Below are 16,942 nucleotides of genomic sequence, written 5' to 3'. Positions count from 1 at the left end.
ACAGCCTGGCACACCGCCGAGCACCAGACGGAGGGGAGATCACGAGTGGTGTGGGGCTCATGGCCGACGGCCACCGAACGACTCGCGCATCAGCTCGGCCAAGCACAGGCGGCCGACCGGCGTGTAACAGAGGCGAAGAAGGCCTCGGCGCGCCAGGGCCCGAACAGTGCCGACCTCGAACCCGCCGAGTACCGGCGCCAACAGCGCGCGTACGTACAGACCCCCGAATACCAAGCCGCGGACCGCGAACTCCTGGCCGCTGTCGTCCTGAGCAAGGCACATGACGCCGCCCTGCTGCGCTCAGCCCGCAAGCTGCTCGCCCGACGCGCAGACGGCAGGCGCCCGCCCCGTCGGCTGCCGCAGCTGCGCATCCTGCCCGGCGGACACGTGCCCCAGTGGTGGATGAACACCCTCAACACGACGTACGCCGGCATCTGGCGAGCCATCCCGACACCCGGACCCGAGCTCCGACTCGGCAGCCCAGACGATCCACTGATACAGGAAGTCGCAGCGCAGGCACGGCTGTTGCAGGCCAGCCGCGTGGGCTACCGGGGACGCGCCGGCCTCTACGAGGCCTACCACCCGGACGGCACGGTTGAGGGAGGCGAGCCGGTGGATCCGGTCCGCGGTCTTGGCCCCGAGATGAGCCGCCACGCCAACCTTCTCCTCGGACGCGGCACCGGCATCCGGATCTCGCCCGCCCGTACCGAAGAGGCCAGACAGATGCACACCGACTACTTCGCCGTCTGGGACCGCTCCCGCGCCTACGCCGCCGCCGTCATCACCCTGCTCCACGCCCGTTCCTGACACATCCGCGCGGCCACGTTGTCAGTGGCGGCGCCTACCGTCGGAGCATGACTTCGCAGAGCTCCCTTGAGACTGCCTGGATATTGGAGGCCACCGTCCAGGCCGCGCACGGCGCCGACCCGCACTGGCGCGAGCAGCTGAAGATACTCCGCCCCATCGCCGGATACGACCCGACAGCGCAGACGTGGCGTGTGCGTCTGGGCGCGCTCGACCTAGCGGGCTTGCACGTGCTGCAGGCCCTCTTCGACGCCGCGCACAAGCACGGCACCGAGGTACACCTCGCACCCGTGGCGGTCCCGGAAAGCTGGGCGGGCCCCGTCTTCGCAAGGACGGCGGAGATGGCCACCCTTCTTGAGACGCAGGCTGACCAGGGGAGGCCGCTCGGCCAGCTACGCCTTGCCTGAACCCTTCCTGTCCCGAATCCGGCCTCAGGCGCTGTGCCGTTTCCGGGCCGGCGCCTTCTTGGCCGTCTTTTTCGTCGTGGTCTTCTTCGCGGCAGCCTTCTTGGCCGGCGTCTTCTTCGCCGTCTTCTTGGCCGTCTTCTTGGCCGCCGCCCTCTTCTTCGGCATCTCGTGCACGGTGGCGTCCTCACCGCGAGAGGCCTTGGCCTTGGCCACGGACTCCTGCAGCGCGGCCATCAGGTCGACGATCTGCCCCGGTGCATCCGGCTCAGTGGCCGTGGGCGGTTCGCAATTCTCCCGCTTTGCGTCGATCAGCTGCTCCACCGCTTCCGTGTACCGGTCGGTGAAATCGTCGCCTTCCAGGTCGTCGCGGGTCAGCCGCTCGATCAGGTGCTCAGCTTCGGCGATCTCGTCTTCGGTGAGCTCCACGTCGTCCGGCCGCAGCTCGGACGGGTCTCTGATCTCGTCGGCCCAGCGCATCGCGTGCAGGACGATGACGTTGTCGCGGACCCGGAGCAGACCGAGGCGCTCCCTGCCAGACCACGCGTACTTCGCCACGGCCACCTTCGACGACCGCTCGAGCGCCTGGCGCAGCAGTGTGTACGGCTTGGCCGCGACCTGCCCGTCGGGCTCCAGGTAGTAGCCGTCGCCGATCTGGATCGGGTCAATGCTGTCCAGCGGCACGAAAGCTTCGATCTCGATGGCCTTCGCCGTGGGCAGCGGCATCTCCCGCAGCTCCTCGTCGAGGACCGGGATGATCGTGTCCTTGCCCCACTGGTAGCCCTTGCCGATCTCCGCGGACGAGACCTCGCGATCCTCCAGCTCGCAGATCTTCCGGTTTCGCACCCGGCCCATGTCCTCCAGGTGAACCTGGTGGAACTGGATGCTGTGATCCTCTCGGGCGGACACCACATGAATCGGTACGGTGACCAGGCCAAACGAGATGGCACCGCTCCAAATGGTTCGGGGCATGAGGGACCTCCGCGACAAGCCCCGAGAAGGCCACCTTACGAACCGCACGACCACTCCGCATACGCGCGGCCGACAGCGCCCGCACGCTGAACGCATGGCCGGACCGCTGAATCGGTACCCATGCGCCGGGCAAGCCGTGCCCGGATCAGGCGTCCACCGAGGCGAAGGTCGGCCATGCGCTGGGCAGCCGGCCCATCGCTGTACTTCGTGGCTGCACCGGTGAAGCCCAGAACTGACGCACCGCCCCCCTGCAGCGCCTCGGCTGTCAGCCGGGCGCGTTCCTGATTCGTGGCACAGGCGGCGATGCCCCGGTAGAGATTGTGTTGGACGCCAGGCTTGTGGTGATGCGCGAGGGCAGTGAGTTCGGCGCGGGGCCACGAACAGGCAATGACGGCCGCCATCCGGTCGGCCGCCACCGCCTTGCCGGACCGCTCGTTCTCCCCTTTGGGGTCGTCCGGGTGCGTCGGCAGCGACTCGACCGCGGCCCACGCGCCAGCCACGGCCGGGGCCATCGGGCCGCGGTTCACCGCGGCCGCGAGCTCCAGGGCGTCGTCGATCCGGCTGCGGGTGCCAAGCGACCTGGTAGAGGTGCCCCTCATTGACCAGCGTCATCACGTCGGCACCGCGCGCCGGGGGAGCGAGCGGGATGGGCTGCGGGGCACCGAGTGGGACGCCAAGGTCGCCCGCCCAGTCCTGAGAAGCCGTGGGGAAGTCGAACGGGACAAAACGATCGCGAAGCTTCGCCGACTGCTTCTCGAGATCAAGGCTGAAGTCACATAACCACAGGGCAAGTTCGACGCCCTTGCCGCAGTGACCGCGAACCTTTACCACGAGAATCTCGCACTGAAGAGGAAGCTCGGCAACGGCCGGCGTCTTGCCTCCCTCCCGGCCCCCGCCGCAGAGCGGTTGAGCACAGAGATCCAATGAGGCTCTTCGATTCCGACTGCGGTGGCTAGGTCATGCCATAGATCCGATACTGGACATACAGCACCGACTGTCACGCGCTGCGCGCTGAGACACAGAAGGGCGCTGACGATGGGGAGCACGAACAACCCGGGCACGGACTGGCTGGATCTGGCCGACGCGATCACACTGCTGCGCGATCAGATCGCGGAGGCTCAGATGCGCATCGGTCAGAATGACAGAGGGGTCCGATTCAGGTTGGGCGAGCTCACCTTGGAGCTCGGGATGGAACTGGCTGGCACCAAGGGTGTGAACGGCGGTCTCCGCTTCAGCGTCGTGGGCGTCGGTATGAGTGTCGGCGGCAAGCACGAGAAGACCGATACGTCCACGCACCGGGTCACGGTGCGGCTGTACCCGCACCAACTGGGTGGCGACGACGTCGATGTCGTTGACTCCGAGTAGTCGGCCGGGCGCGTGTGGCGGTACTCACCGGAAGAAGGTGAGGGCGTGGAGTTCGACCGCCGGGTACAGGTCCGTCTGCACACGATCGACCGGTGGACGCAGGAGCCGACGAAGACGTTCGGGTCCGGCTACCTGGTAGCACCGCGACTCGTGCTCACCGCTGCCCACGTCCTCGGCGACGCATCTGGACCTTGGCCAGGCACCCTGATGGTCGCCCGACCACAGCCGCCCCTTATCAGCCAAAATATCAGCTCCCGTGCGTCGGCCGGGCCCGAGCCACAGCAGGCCCTGGCCGCCGTGCGCTGGTACCGCAAAGACGACCTTGTCGACGCCGCCCTGCTTGAGCTCTGCGAATCCAGCAGCTGGCAGACACCGGAGTCCCTGTACGACACAGTCACGCGACCCCCGCAGCGGTGGGGCGTGCTGATCGGCCCCCGCCCCCACCCTGTCACCGTGCTCGGCTTTCCCCGCATGCAAAAGGACGCCGCCGCTCGCCGCCTGGACGAGCAACTCACCGGAGAGATCAACCCGGGCAGCGGCTCCCTTGCCCACCGCTACGAAATCTCCAGCACCAGCCCTGCACTCGATGCGCTGCTCGGCCCGGACGCACCAGGAACCCCCTGGTCAGGCATGTCCGGCGCCGCCGTCCACGCTCATGACCTGTTGTGCGGCGTCACCCGACGCGACCGCCAGGCCATCAACGGGACCCGCCTGACCGCTACGCCCGCCGCCCTGCTCCTGGCCGACGACGACTTCCGCGCGATCGTCACCGAACGCGCCTCCGGCTGGGATCCCGTCCTGGAGCCTGTGGAACCTGCTGGCCTCCTCACCCCCGCCGCACCCGAACGCGACCCGAGCTCAGCCGCCGCACTATTGCGCGCCGACACCGGAGCCGTCGCCTTTTACGGCCGCGAACAGGAACTGGCTGATCTGCGAGCCTGGTGTGAAGGGGACCCGCCCGCTCTGTCGGTCCGTGTCCTGACCGGCCCCGGAGGCCAGGGCAAGACCCGCCTCGCCCGCCACCTCACTGACATCCTCAGCCGTGCCGGCTGGGTCACTGGCCACCTGCGCTCCGACCTTACCGATCAGGACCCGCCGCCAGACTTCGCGCCGCTGACAACCGCTCACCCCCTTCTGCTAGTCATCGACTACGCCGAGACCCGCCCCCGCCTGCTCCGCCGCTTGATCGCCCACCTACACCGCTCCTCGCACCGCGTGCGACTGCTGCTGCTCGCCCGATCCGACGGAGAATGGCGTACTGACGCACTCAGCGCCACACCGCGTACCCGTACCCTCCTCAAGGCAGCCCAGATCACGGAACTCACCGCGCTGTTCTCACGCAGCAGATCGGACCAGGACCGGCCTGATCAGGATCGCGTGGCCGCGTTTACCGAAGCAGCAGCCGACCTCGCCCGCCTCTTGCCGCACGTCCCCAGCTTGCCTGTATACGACTGGTCCTCCCTGGCAGCCACCCTCCAGCCCCCCGAGGATCTCAGCGAGACCCAATACGACAACATCCTCACGCTGCAGATGACCGCACTCGTCAGCCTGCTCCAACATGGCCCCAAGCCGGTACAGTCCACGCCCGGCGCGCCCCCCGAAGAGGTCCTCTTGGAGCATGAGGAACGCTTCTGGGAAGACAGCGCCACTACCCCTGCGTTCAAAATGGACGACCTGTCAACGCCTGCCCTAGCTGGAGCAGTCGCGGTCGCGGCTTTGTGCGGAGCCAGCGACAGGGACGAAGCCCTCCACGTCACCGAGCAGGTACCTGACCTGCCAGACCAAAAGGTGGCGCGCACCGCAGCCTGGCTAGCCATGTTGTACCCGGCCGGAGATGACCGCTACTGGGGCTCCCTCCAACCAGACCGCATCGCCGAGTACCACGCCTCACGCACCGTCATCACTGGCCACATATCTCTGCCTGCCGTGTTGGCTGCGGCCTCCCCGGGGCAGCAAGGCCAGCTCATCATCGTCCTCAGCCGCGCCTCCATCGCTCACTACAATGCCCAGCGCACCGCTGATAGCGCCCAAATCCTGAAGGCCCTTGATAGCGCGCTAGAAACTACGACACCTCACCGCCAGGCCCTGCAAACTGCAATCGCCGCCCTGCCCGACGACTCCCATATCACTAACGGCCTGGCCCTCAGCATCACCACGGCTCTCACAAGAACCGGTGGCAGCGTCGACAAAGCGGACCTCGCAAGGTGGCTTTCCAACCGCGCTGCCCGTCTGTTGCAGGTGGGAGGGTGGGAGGAGGCGCTGACCGTCACGGAAGAGGCGGTGCAGATCTACCGGCGGCTGGTCACCGCAAACCCAGCCGCCCACGAACCCGACCTGGCCTCCTCGCTATCCAACCTCGGGATCACCCTTTCGGATGCGGGACGGTGGGAGGAAGCGCTCACCGCCGAGGAGGAGGCGGTGGAGATCCGGCGGCGGCTGGCCACCGCAAACCCAACCGCTTACGAACCCGACCTGGCCTCCTCGCAATCCAACCTCGGGATCCGTCTCTCGGAGGTGGGACGGTGGGAGGAGGCGCTGACCGTCACTGAAGAGGCGGTGGGGATCCGGCGGCGGCTGGCCACCGCAAACCCAACCGCTTACGAACCCGACCTGGCCACCTCGCTATCCAACCTCGGGAACCGTCTATCGGATACGGGACGGTGGGAGGAAGCCCTTACCGCTGAAGAGGAGGCGGTGGGGATCCGGCGGCGGCTGGCCACCGCAAACCCAGCCCACTTTGAACCCGACCTGGCCTCCTCGCTATCCAACCTCGGGGCCTCTTTGTGGAAGGCGGGACGGCGGGAGGAGGCGCTGACCGTCACTGAAGAGGCAGCGGGGATCTACCGGCGCCTGGCCACCGCAAACCCCACCGCTTACGAACCCCGCCTGGCCGCCTTCCTGTCCAACCTCGGGGCTTTTCTGCCGGATGCGGGACGGTGGGAGGAGGCATTGGCCGCCGCGGAGGAGGCGGTGGAGATCCGGCGGCGGCTGGTCACCGCAAACCCAGCCGCCCACGAACCCGACCTGGCCTCCTCGCTATCCAACCTCGGGATCACCCTTTCGGATGCGGGACGGTGGGAGGAAGCGCTCACCGCCGAGGAGGAGGCGGTGGAGATCCGGCGGCGGCTGGCCACCGCAAACCCAACCGCTTACGAACCCGACCTGGCCTCCTCGCAATCCAACCTCGGGATCCGTCTCTCGGAGGTGGGACGGTGGGAGGAGGCGCTGACCGTCACTGAAGAGGCGGTGGGGATCCGGCGGCGGCTGGCCACCGCAAACCCAACCGCTTACGAACCCGACCTGGCCACCTCGCTATCCAACCTCGGGAACCGTCTATCGGATACGGGACGGTGGGAGGAGGCACTGACCGTCGAGGAGGAGGCGCTGACCGTCACTGGAGAGGCAGCGGGGATCTACCGGCGTCTGGCCACAGCAAATCCAACCGCTTACGAGCCCGACCTGGCCTCCTCGCTATCCAACCTTGGGGCCTCTTTGTGGAAGGCGGGACGGCGGGAGGAGGCGCTGACCGTCACTGAAGAGGCGGTGGGAATCTACCGGCGCCTGGCCACCGCAAACCCCACCGTCCACGAACCCGACCTGGCCACCTCGCTGTCCAACCTCGGTGTCTTTGTGTCACGGGTGGGGCGGTGGGAGGAGGCGCTGACCGTCACTGAAGAGGCTGTGGAGATCTACCGGCGCCTGGCCACAGCAAACCCCACCGCTTACGAACCCCACCTGGCCATCTTCCTGTCCAACCTCGGGATCCGTCTCTCGAAGGTGGAACGGTGGGAGGAGGCGCTGACCGTCACTGGAGAGGCGGTGGAGATCGACCGGCGTCTGGCCACAGCAAATCCAACCACTTACGAACCCAGCCTCGCCGATTCGCTGGATACGTGGGCACGGATCGGGCTTAAGATGCAACTCCTCCAGGAAGCGCTGCGAGCAACGGGGGAGTCAATAGAGCTCTACCGCAAACTCGTGGCAGTGGCACCTGCAAAATTCACCACGCATTTGCGTGCGGTGCTCACCTTGCAAGCGGACTTGCTCGACAGACTCCGGCGTAATCGAGAGGCCGGGGAGATCCGTCGCTGGCTACTGAACTCGTGATGTCAGTCTGATCGTGGTGTCGTGCAGTCAGAGACCGCTGAACGTTGGCCGGTGCCGCGAGCCAGTCCGCGTTCGCTTCGATGAACTCCCGCAGGGGCTTGGTCAGGTGCAAGTGGACGTTGCCCCGGACAAGGACAATCGGGCCTGTCGCAGATGTCTCGCCAGCCGAAGCCCTTGGGATGGTCCTTGCATCCGGTGTACTCGCGGACGGAGTAGAAGAGGCAGCGGGCCGATGAACACGGCAGGCCGCTGCGGCGGAGATCCTGGACGCTACGGAGCGCCTTCGTACTCGACGGACTCTTACCCACACCCGGCAGCGAACGAGCGCTGCCCGCTCGCGGTCGTCAAACGTCAGCTTCCATGTGTTCCAGTGGTGCTGGCCGAGCCGTTGGCTGGAGTCCTTTCCTTCCGTAAAAGGTCAGACACGCGGGGTGGACTCACGTCAGCCTTGCGGGGGCTCGGGTGTGCGGCCTGCCGATCGCCCCGCAGTGATGGCGAGGGCGGCGGGATAGATCACGTTCTGCCCGTACCGGGCCCGGGCGCGGTCGGCGACGGTTTCGATCGCGAGCGGCTTGTCGTCGCTGCTGTCGAGGGTGAGCTGTCGGCTGGCGCGGTCGTCGGGGCGCAGGGCGTCGGCGCGAAGGGCGATACTGCGGACCCGGGCGCGCTGGAGTCCGAGGGAGTCGTACAGCGCGTATGCGGCGCGGGCCAGGAGCACGGTGTGCTGCGTGGCTTCGGGCAGGGTGCGGCTGCGGCGGGTGGAGCTCGCGTCGGCGTAGCGGACAGTGCAGGTCACACCTGTGGCGATCTGGTCGGAGGTGCGCAGGCGGGCGCCGAGGTCGTCGGCGAGGGCGAGCAGAGCGCGCCGGTGCTGGGCGGGGTCGAGTTCGTCGCGGTCGAAGCGGTGCTCGCTGCTCATACTGGCCAGCGTGGGCGTGGGATCGACGACTGTCGTGTCGTGGCCGTGCGCGTGCTCGTGGAGGGTGCGGCCAGGTCGGGCGCCGAGGAGGCGCTGCAGGGTGAGCTGGGGGACGTCGGCCACGTCGCCGACGGTGTGCAGCCCGTAGTCGGAGAGCGTCGCGGCCGCACGGGCGCCTACGCCGGGCAACTCCCGTACCGGCCGCGGCCGCAGGAACCCGCTGACCGCTTCGGGGGAGTCCTCGATGACGAGGCGCCGCCCGGGCCCGGTGAGCGCGCACGCCATCGCGGCGAGCATCCGGGTGGGCGCCGCGCCGGCGGCGCTGCTCACCCCGAAGTGGGCGAGGGCCCGCAACTGGATGAGTTCACTGAGGCCGCGTGCGTCACGCTGGAAGTAGGGGAGCGCTCCGGTCAGATCGAGGACGGCACTATTCGGCTCGATCATCTGCACCCGCGGGGTGATGTTCTCCAGCAGGCGGCGCAGCTGCTCGGGCAGTTCGACCTCGGAGCCGGACGGCATGTCGAAGCGCAGGTGCAGGATGCTGCGGCTGATGGTCTGGCGTTTCATCCGGCACTTCCTTGACTCCGGTGACCGAGTCGGCGCAGGTCCGCCGAGCGGGTGCCAGCAGGCTGAAGATCGGCGTAGGGGTGGAGTTTCGCTCCTGCGGTTCCGTCCGCGAGGGTGCGCTGCGGCGCGGCCGGTTGGGCGGGTGTCGGGGCGGCGGAGGGGCGGCCGAGGAGGTCAAGGGCGGCTTGCGGGCCGTGGTCGCGGCGGGCGGCGGCCACCTCGTCCAGGTCCCACACCATGTGCCCGACCACCGTGCGCCGCGGACCGCGCGCCTCGACCGTTCCCCGAACGAGTAGGAGCCCGCTGTGGAAAACGGTGTGGGCGCACGCCTCGTGTGAGTCCTCGAAAAACGCGATGTCCACGAGTCCCGCACCGTCTTCGAGCGTCACGAAGATCACTCGCTTCCCGCTCGGGATCGGCGGCGTCTGGGTGGAGGCCCGCACGCCGGCGACGAGCACGGTCTGGCCGGGCACCATGCCCTTCAGGTGGGCAGCGTCCGTGGCGCCGAGTTCGCGCAGCAGCCGGTGGTGGTGGTCCATCAGGTGGTGTGTGACGTCGATCGACAGCGTTTCCAGCTCCGCGCTGAGCTTGTCGCGGCCGGTCATCTCCGGCAGACCGCTCGGCTCCGCCGTCACCAGCTCCCCGCCCAGCGGCAACTGCCCCTCGCCCGCACTGCGGTTGCGGGACTGGCGGTGCAGCTCGGTCGCCTGCAGCAGCAGATCCCGCCGCGTCAGGGCGCCCGCGAGCGGGCCGAGCGCACCGATGCGGATCAGGCGCTGCGCGAGGGGCAGGGACGGCCGGGCCCGTTGCCACAGATCCTGCAGACCGGCGTAGGGCTGCCCGGCGACCAGCCGTGCGATCTCCGCTTCGCTGATGCCTTTCACCGTGGAGAACGCGAGCCGCACCCCCCAACCCTGCTCCGTCTTCTCGACGCGGTGCTGGGCGCCGGAGGCGTTGACGTCGACGGGCAGCACAGGCACACCGTGACGGCGGGCGTCGGAGACGATGACGCGCATGGGCCACATGCCCGGGTCGTGTTCGAGGAGCCCGGCATACAGGAAGGCCGGGTAGTGGGCTTTGAGGTAGGCGGACTGGAGGGCCGGGACGGCGAAGGCGACCGCGTGGGCGCGGCAGAAGCCGTACGCCCCGAACTGGGAGATGATCTCCCACACTTCGTCGAGGACGTCCTTGGTGTAGCCGCGTTCGCCGGACGTGCGGCGGAACCAGGCTTCGACCTTCGGCAGTCGGTCGGGGTCGGCCAGGGCGCGGCGGGCGAGGTCGCCAGCGGCGCGGTCGCAGCCGGTCATCCGCGCCAAGATTGCGATGATCTGCTCGTGCCAGATGACCACGCCATACGTGTCGTTGAGTACGGGCTCCAGGTCGGGGTGCGGGTAGTGCGGGGTCGCGCCGTGCCGGGCAGCGATGAACAAAGCCGGCATGCCACCCTTCACCGGACCGGGCCGGAACAGGCTGATGTCCGCGACCACGTCCTGCATGTGGCGGGGCTGAAGTCTGCCCACCAAGTCCTGCTGGCCAGGGGATTCGAGCTGGAACAAGCCGACGGTGTCGGACGCCTGGATGAGCTTGAACGCGATCGGGTCGTCGAGGTCGACGTGATCGGGGTTGTCCAGGTCCAGGGCCCGGCCGGTGGCCCGGTGAATCTCGGCGACCGCGTGCGCCATCGAACTCTGCATCCGCACGCCCAGTACATCGAGCTTGAGCAGCCCGAGATCTTCAACATCCTCCTTGTCGGCCTGCAGCATCGCGTAGCCGCCCGGGGTCGGCTGCACGGGAACGCGGTCCAGCAGCGACGCGTTCGAGATGATCACTCCACAGGGGTGCATCGCGTACCCGCGCGGCAGGGCGTCCAGGCCCTCGGCGAGCTCCCACAGCGCACCGAACTGTTCGGCTCGACCGGCGAGTTCACGCAGCTCCGGCAGTTCCGCCAGGGCGCCGCGGATGTCCCGGGCTCGGATGTGCGGGAAGCTCTTGGCGACCTCGCCGATCACCTGGGGCGGAATCCCAAGTGCCAGGCCGGTGTCGCGCAGGGCGTGCCGGGCCCGGTAGGTCTCGGGCATGCCGGTGACCGCGGTCCGCTCCCGCCCGAATCGCTCGATGATCGCGTCGTACACCTCCAGCCGCCGCTCCGACTCCACATCGAGGTCGATGTCGGGAAGCGAGGTCCGCCGCTCACTCAGGAAGCGTTCGAACAGGAGCCGGTGCTCCAGTGGGTTCGCCGTGGCCACGAAGAGCGAATGATTGACCATGGAACCGGCGCCGGAGCCGCGCGCGGCCACCCTGATCCCCAGCGCTCGGGTGTCCGCGACCACCTGCGCCACGGCGAGGAAGTAGCCCTCGAACCCGAGCCGTCCGATCACATCGAGTTCGTAGTCGATCTGCCGGACGGCGGCCTCGTCGCGGTCCAGACCCCGGGCGGCCATCCCGGCATCGCAGCGCTGCCGCAGCAGCCGCATTGCCGAACCCGTCTGCGTTCCGGCGCCCACCACGGACGGCTCGGGAAAGTGCGGACGCCCCATCCCCAGGTCGGTCGGGGTGAGCGTGCAGGACTGGCCGGTGGCCTCGGTCTCGGCCAGCAGGCGGGTGGCTCGGGAGCGGTCGTCGCCGACGGCGCGGGCGATCCGCTCGGCGGCCGCCGCCATCTCCATCGGTCCTTTCAGCCAGCGCTCGCCGCTGTCCAGGTGCCGGCGGTCGATGGGCCGAAGGAGTCGGGCGGCGTCGAGGACGTCGGCCAGCCGGTGCTGAGCGGCGTCGGCGTAGCGGACCGCGCTGGACAGAACCGTTCGGAGACCGAGCTGGTCGCCCAAGCCCACGGTGCGTGCCGCAAGCCGCAGCGAGCCCGCCCCCGTGCCTTCCACCCCCAGATGCACGGCCTCCAGGCGCAACCGGTCACCCGCGAGGTCGCGCCACGGCGCCAGCAGCTGCTCCGCGAAATCGGGGCGTCCGGCGGACAGCGCCCGCACCGGCTCAGCAGACGGACCGAGCACCACGACGAGGTCCTCATCCGCGTATGTGCGCAGTGTCGGCCACGACACGACCGGCAAACCGTCCCCGGCATCAGCGTGGGCCGCGGACACCAGGCGAGACAGGCGCCCCCACCCCGACAGATTCTTCGCGAGCAGCGTGATCCGCAGCGGCGGTTCGAGCACGTGCGCCCCGCCGCGCGCCGGCGTCCGGGAACGGCCGACCGCGGGGTCAGGTGCGGTCAGTGGGGCGACGGCCACGTCGACGCCGAAGATGGGGCGGATCCCGGCGGCCGCACCGGCCTTGGCGAAGCGAACGGTGCCCGCGACAGTGTCCCGGTCAGTCAGCGCCAGGGTCGTCATCCCGCGCTCAGCGGCACGCTGGACGAGGGCGCCGGGAAGGGATGCGCCATAGCGGGCCGAGTAGCCGGAGGCGACATGCAAGTGAGTAAATCCACCGCCCAACACCTCCAAATCTCCTGTGGCCCTCCCCTGACCTGTGACCTCTCCAGTTATCAACCATAACCAGCAATCGCACAAGTGTGCGAATAGGTGAACCTGCCCCCCTCGTACGCTCGTTTGATTTTTGTGACGGAGCACGACAGTTTGCGAGTGGAGCACTGCAGCTTGCGAGCCCGTCGACGGTGGCACTCCGCACAGCGGCTCGAAGGAGCGGACGGATGAACTGGTCGCCTTTTCCGGCACCCGAGCCTGGAGGCGAAGCCGGCAGCCTGATCCAACGGTCGAGAACTCCTTCTGTCAGTACGAGATGGCATGCTCTCCCGCCATGAACAAGGAGCAGTTCTGGGAGCTCATCGCGGCGGCCCGCGACCGGGCGATCACCCCACACGAAAGCGAAGCGATCGCCCGCGAAGCGACCTCGCTGCTGGCCGCCCGGCTGGTCGAGGAGATCGTCGCCGCTGAGCAGGTGCTGTGGGACCTGATGATTGAGTCCTACACCAACCCTCTGTGGGCCGCCGCCTACACCGCCAACGGTGGATGCTCCGACGACGGCTTCGACTACTTCCGAGGCTGGCTGATCGCTCAAGGGCGTGAAGTCTTCGAGCGCGTCGTCGCTGATCCTGACGCCCTGGCGAAACTTCCCACAGTCCAAGCCGCCGCAGCCGCCGGCATCGACCTGGAGGGCGAAGACATGCTGGTCATCGCCTGGAACGCGCATATCACGGCGACCGGTGATCAGCTTCCCCTGGAGGCACCCACCATCCGCTACCCGCAGCTAGACCCTGCCTGGAACTTCGACTTCTCGGACTCAGACGAGATCGCTCGCCGCCTGCCGCATCTGACTGCTCTCTACCTGGAGTAGGTCGCGGCCGATCCGCTCCCATCAAGAAGCGCTATGAGTGATCGCCGTTCGAATACCGCAGGCGGCGGCTTGACGAGTGAGCACCATGAGGTGTCTCGGGGCTTGCAAACTTCGGCCTGCCAAACTCGCAAACCGTCGCACACCACCGGACCCCCCAACCAGGTCCTTCCTCGCGACAACTCGCAAGCTGCCGTGCTCCGTCACAACGCCCAGCAGCCACTCCCAACGCCGACCCCTGCCGAGGATGTCGGCGACTCGAACTAAGCTCCGAGACATGACCACTCCCGCCCCGAAGGGCACCGCCGCGCCCGCCGACGCCCCGTTCGACCCTCTCGACTTCCCCAAGGACCTGCTGGACGCCCAGCTCCGGGAAGCCACGCTCTACGCCGAACTCCACGCCCTTCAGGCGAAGCTCCCCTGGTCGCGTGAACCCCACGAGGGGTGGGCGGGCGACAAAGAGCGGAAGCGGGATGGGCGCCCGGCCACCGTGGGCTGGTCGTAGGAAGAAGCCGCCACGTACGACAAGCTCTGGGTCGACCTCCGGGACGCGACGGCAGCCGTGCTGAGCCACGCCTGGTGGGATCGGTGCGAGAGCGAGGGCATCAAGGGCGCACCCCTGGTCATGGCCCGCATGGCACTCAAGCACGCCGAGGGCGCGGTCCCAGCGCCGCTTCAGCAGGCCGACGTCGAAGCAGCCGCCTGACAAGGAGCCTGAGCGGCCCCACAGCCCGTCGTGGACGCCGCCTAGGGTGGGGGTATGCCCCGTCGTCTACGGGTGCCGCCCGATCCGTACGATCTGCACCGCACACTGCGGGTGCTGCGGGCGCGGAGCAGCTGACCCAGCCTGTCGCAGGGAGGCGGACGGCACGTGGTGGCGCACGCATGGCCCCGTCACGTTGAAGATCATGGAATACGTCAGCTCGGCCGAGACGCCGCGGAAGTGACCCACACCTGGTCGGTCAGCACGGCCTCGGCACGGATAATCTCCTTGCGGGTGTCACATCCATCCGTCGGGTCCAGGCCCTTGTTCCAGTGCTTGAACCGCTCGCGTCTGTATCCGGCCCGAGGCCCTTCCGGCACCTCGTCCACCCAGGCCAGCGCCTGCCGCAGCGGCACGTCCGTCCCGGCGGGCGGCGCCGCCTCCTTCGAGGCCGCAGCGAAACGGACAGCCAGAGACATTTCGACAGAGGCTCCCGCCGCAGGAGCAGCCAGCGGGACAACGGACAGAGCGAGCAGAACACCCAGCAGGTTCTTGATCACCCCATGGATGAAGAGGGACCAGACAGCTGCTCACACGAGAACTGACCGGGCCCTCACCCGACCGGGATCTCACCCGAGTGGGCGGCAGCTTTCACCGCAGACCGGAAGCGAAGCGCTTGGTCGAGCTGGCCACCGGCAGCGTTGGTCGAAGCCCTCCGGAGCGAGATGCCGAGATCCTTCATCCCCTTGGCAAGGATTCAGGCTCGATCAGGGCTTCTGCTGGCCAGCCCGGGGCAACTCAGAGTCGACCAAGGTCAATGTCAACAAGAACGAGGCCCGCCCCAGCGCCGACTGCGAGACCAACATGACTATCCGGGCGCATTCCCTCGCCGCTCGCGAGCGCATGCACGGAGCTAGCTGTGACGATACGTAGGAATCCTCGCGTACGACCGAGGGCCCAGACGTGTACCGTGCGACCACTGCTGGTGGCGAGCAGAGAGCGACCGCTGAAACCCGCCAATGCCGTCACTGGGCGATCATGCCCGCGTAGTGGCTCGCCTACTTGGACGCCCTCCAGCGGATCCCACACCTGTACCGATCCGTCCTCCCGGCCAGTGGCCAGCAATGGCCGGCCGGTCGGACTCGCGAACGCTGCCATTGCCGTCACCGGGCTGGCGTGCCCTTGTGTCGTGCCCCGCCGTTTGCCCGATCGCCGCCTTGGCCCAGCCGAACGCAGTGGCTCGCCTACCTGGACGCCCTCCAGCGGATCCCACACCTGTACCGATCCGTCCTCCCGGCCAGTGGCCAGCAATGGCCGGCCGGTCGGACTCGCGAACGCCACCATCGCCGTCACCGGGCTGGCGTGCCCGCGTGTCGGGCCCCGCCGTTTGCCCGATCGCCGCCTTGGCCCAGCCGAACGCAGTGGCTCGCCTACCTGGACATGCGCCAGCGGATCCCACACTTCAACGGCCCCATCAAGCATGCCAGTGGCCAGCAATGGCCGACCGGTCGGACTCGCGAACGCCACCATCGCCGTCACCGGGCTGGCGTGCCCGCGTCTCGGGCCCCGCCGTTTGCCCGATCGCCGCCTTGGCCCAGCCGAACACAGTGGCTCGCCTACCTGGACATGCGCCAGCGGATCCCACACTTCAACGGCCCCATCAAGCATGCCAGTGGCCAGCAATGGCCGACCGGTCGGACTCGCGAACGCCACCATCGCCGTCACCGGGCGGCCGTACCGACTCAGTGGCTGGCCTACCTGGACGCCCTCCAGCGGATCCCACACTTCAACGGGCCCGTCAAGGCCGGCTGTGGCCAGCAGCAACTCGCTTTGTGTACTTGGGAAGGCCACCACCGCCGTCAAGAAGCCAGCATGGCCGTGTAGCAGCGGAACCTGGCTCTTTGCACGCGGATCCCACACCCGCACCGTTGCATCTTCGCTGGCGGTGACCAGCATTGGCCGCCCTCCCGGGTCTGTGAACGCGGCCACCGCCAGCAGTCCGCTGTCATGGTCGCGCAGAATTCCAAACTCGGTTTGCAGTAGTGGATCCCACAACCGAACCACGGAGTGGCTAGTGCCGATGGCGAGCAAAGGCTGTCCGTCCAAACCCTCGAACGCCACCACCGAGACTGCCGAGTCGGGCCCACGCAGCGTTTGAACTCGGCTGCCTTGCAACGGATCCCACACCCGCACGAAGTGGTCGTCGTTGGCAGCCAGCAGAGGTCCTTCCTGATCCGAGAATGCCGCCAGCGCCCTCACCGGACCGTCGTGCACGCGCAGCGGCTCACCTACCTCGACACCGGCCAGCGGATCCCACACCCGCACCGTCCCGTCCTCACCGCCGGTCGCCAGCAACGGCTGACCCTCCGCACCTGCGAACCCCGCCAGCGCCCTCACCGGACCGTCGTGCACGCGCAGCGGCTCACCTACCTCGACACCGGCCAGCGGATCCCACACCCGCACCGTCCCGTCCTCACCGCCGGTCGCCAGCAACGGCTGACCCTCCACATCTGCGAACCCCGCCAGCGCCCTCACCGGACCGTCGTGCCCGCGCAGCGGCTCACCTACCTCGACACCGGCCAGCGGATCCCACACCCGCACCGTCCCGTCCTCACCGCCGGTCGCCAGCAACGGCTGACCATCAGGTTCGACGAAGGCCGTGAGGCAAAGGGCAATGGTTTCGGCGATGACGTTGTTCATAGTGCGCCACCGGGAGAATCGCGGTCGCACGATGGCCGTGTCGCCGACCTCGGCTCCCGCCGCGGCAAGGGCGAACTGGAGACTGGCTGTACGGGTCTG

General features: G+C 68.2%; 13 protein-coding genes. 7 read left to right on the top strand and 6 right to left on the bottom strand.

What is annotated here, in order from left to right; translation table 11 throughout:
- Positions 1-45 precede the first annotated feature (45 nt).
- Together OOK38_RS32675 and OOK38_RS32670 are read left to right on the top strand one after the other, a co-directional pair.
- Positions 46-807: a hypothetical protein gene (locus OOK38_RS32675; RefSeq protein WP_266849588.1), complete on the top strand. Its 762-nt coding sequence runs from the start codon at positions 46-48 to the stop codon at positions 805-807.
- A gap of 47 nt (positions 808-854) precedes the next feature.
- Entirely contained in the window at positions 855-1,211 is a 357-nt protein-coding gene (locus OOK38_RS32670; protein ID WP_266849586.1) for a hypothetical protein, read from the top strand.
- A gap of 24 nt (positions 1,212-1,235) precedes the next feature.
- Here the strand turns inward: OOK38_RS32670 and OOK38_RS32665 are convergent, their stop codons facing one another.
- Both OOK38_RS32665 and OOK38_RS32660 read right to left on the bottom strand, forming a co-directional pair.
- Positions 1,236-2,180, bottom strand: coding sequence for a Ku protein (locus OOK38_RS32665; RefSeq protein ID WP_266849584.1), 945 nt, complete (start codon positions 2,178-2,180; stop codon positions 1,236-1,238).
- A gap of 35 nt (positions 2,181-2,215) precedes the next feature.
- A complete protein-coding gene (locus OOK38_RS32660) occupies positions 2,216-2,779 on the bottom strand; it encodes a hypothetical protein (RefSeq protein ID WP_266849582.1) in 564 nt (187 codons plus the stop codon).
- Positions 2,780-3,215: 436 nt separating this feature from the next.
- On the opposite strand from OOK38_RS32660, the gene OOK38_RS32655 reads away from it, so the two are divergent.
- The gene (locus tag OOK38_RS32655; protein ID WP_266849581.1) at positions 3,216-3,545 is read left to right on the top strand and encodes a trypco2 family protein; all 330 of its coding nucleotides are present in this window, start codon (positions 3,216-3,218) and stop codon (positions 3,543-3,545) included.
- A gap of 45 nt (positions 3,546-3,590) precedes the next feature.
- Positions 3,591-7,652, top strand: a complete 4,062-nt coding sequence (locus OOK38_RS32650) for a tetratricopeptide repeat protein (protein ID WP_266849580.1) — start codon at positions 3,591-3,593, stop codon at positions 7,650-7,652.
- 442 nt (positions 7,653-8,094) lie between these two features.
- Here OOK38_RS32650 and OOK38_RS32645 read toward each other — a convergent pair whose 3' ends face one another.
- Together OOK38_RS32645 and OOK38_RS32640 are read right to left on the bottom strand one after the other, a co-directional pair.
- Positions 8,095-9,138, bottom strand: a complete 1,044-nt coding sequence (locus OOK38_RS32645; RefSeq protein WP_266849578.1) for a hypothetical protein — start codon at positions 9,136-9,138, stop codon at positions 8,095-8,097.
- Positions 9,135-12,563 carry a DNA polymerase III subunit alpha gene (locus OOK38_RS32640; RefSeq protein ID WP_266849577.1) on the bottom strand — a complete coding sequence of 1,143 codons (3,429 nt, stop codon included), beginning with the start codon at positions 12,561-12,563 and terminating at the stop codon, positions 9,135-9,137. Before OOK38_RS32640 ends, OOK38_RS32645 begins: the two co-directional genes overlap by 4 nt.
- Before the next feature lie 343 nt (positions 12,564-12,906).
- Here OOK38_RS32640 and OOK38_RS32635 point away from each other — a divergent pair, with 343 nt between their 5' ends.
- From OOK38_RS32635 to OOK38_RS32625, 3 genes are all read left to right on the top strand, one after another.
- Complete coding sequence (locus OOK38_RS32635; RefSeq protein WP_266849575.1) at positions 12,907-13,443, top strand: DUF4240 domain-containing protein; 537 nt, start codon at positions 12,907-12,909, stop codon at positions 13,441-13,443.
- A 274-nt stretch (positions 13,444-13,717) separates the two neighbouring features.
- Complete coding sequence (locus OOK38_RS32630; protein ID WP_266849574.1) at positions 13,718-13,945, top strand: hypothetical protein; 228 nt, start codon at positions 13,718-13,720, stop codon at positions 13,943-13,945.
- Between the two features lie 57 nt (positions 13,946-14,002).
- Positions 14,003-14,146 (top strand): hypothetical protein, encoded by a 144-nt coding sequence (locus OOK38_RS32625; protein ID WP_266849572.1) that lies wholly within the window; start codon positions 14,003-14,005, stop codon positions 14,144-14,146.
- A 212-nt stretch (positions 14,147-14,358) separates the two neighbouring features.
- On the opposite strand, the gene OOK38_RS32620 is transcribed toward OOK38_RS32625, so the two are convergent.
- On the bottom strand, positions 14,359-14,703 hold the full coding sequence (locus OOK38_RS32620) for a hypothetical protein (RefSeq protein ID WP_266849571.1): 345 nt from the start codon (positions 14,701-14,703) through the stop codon (positions 14,359-14,361).
- A 238-nt stretch (positions 14,704-14,941) separates the two neighbouring features.
- Positions 14,942-16,843, bottom strand: a complete 1,902-nt coding sequence (locus OOK38_RS32615; RefSeq protein ID WP_266849570.1) for a WD40 repeat domain-containing protein — start codon at positions 16,841-16,843, stop codon at positions 14,942-14,944.
- Positions 16,844-16,942: the final 99 nt, after the last annotated feature.

This window comes from Streptomyces sp. NBC_00568 (assembly GCF_026341855.1).
Taxonomy (GTDB): Bacteria; Actinomycetota; Actinomycetes; order Streptomycetales; family Streptomycetaceae; genus Streptomyces.
The sequence above is the reverse complement of the archived record's forward strand: the minus strand, read 5'-3'. Positions and strand labels throughout refer to the sequence as shown.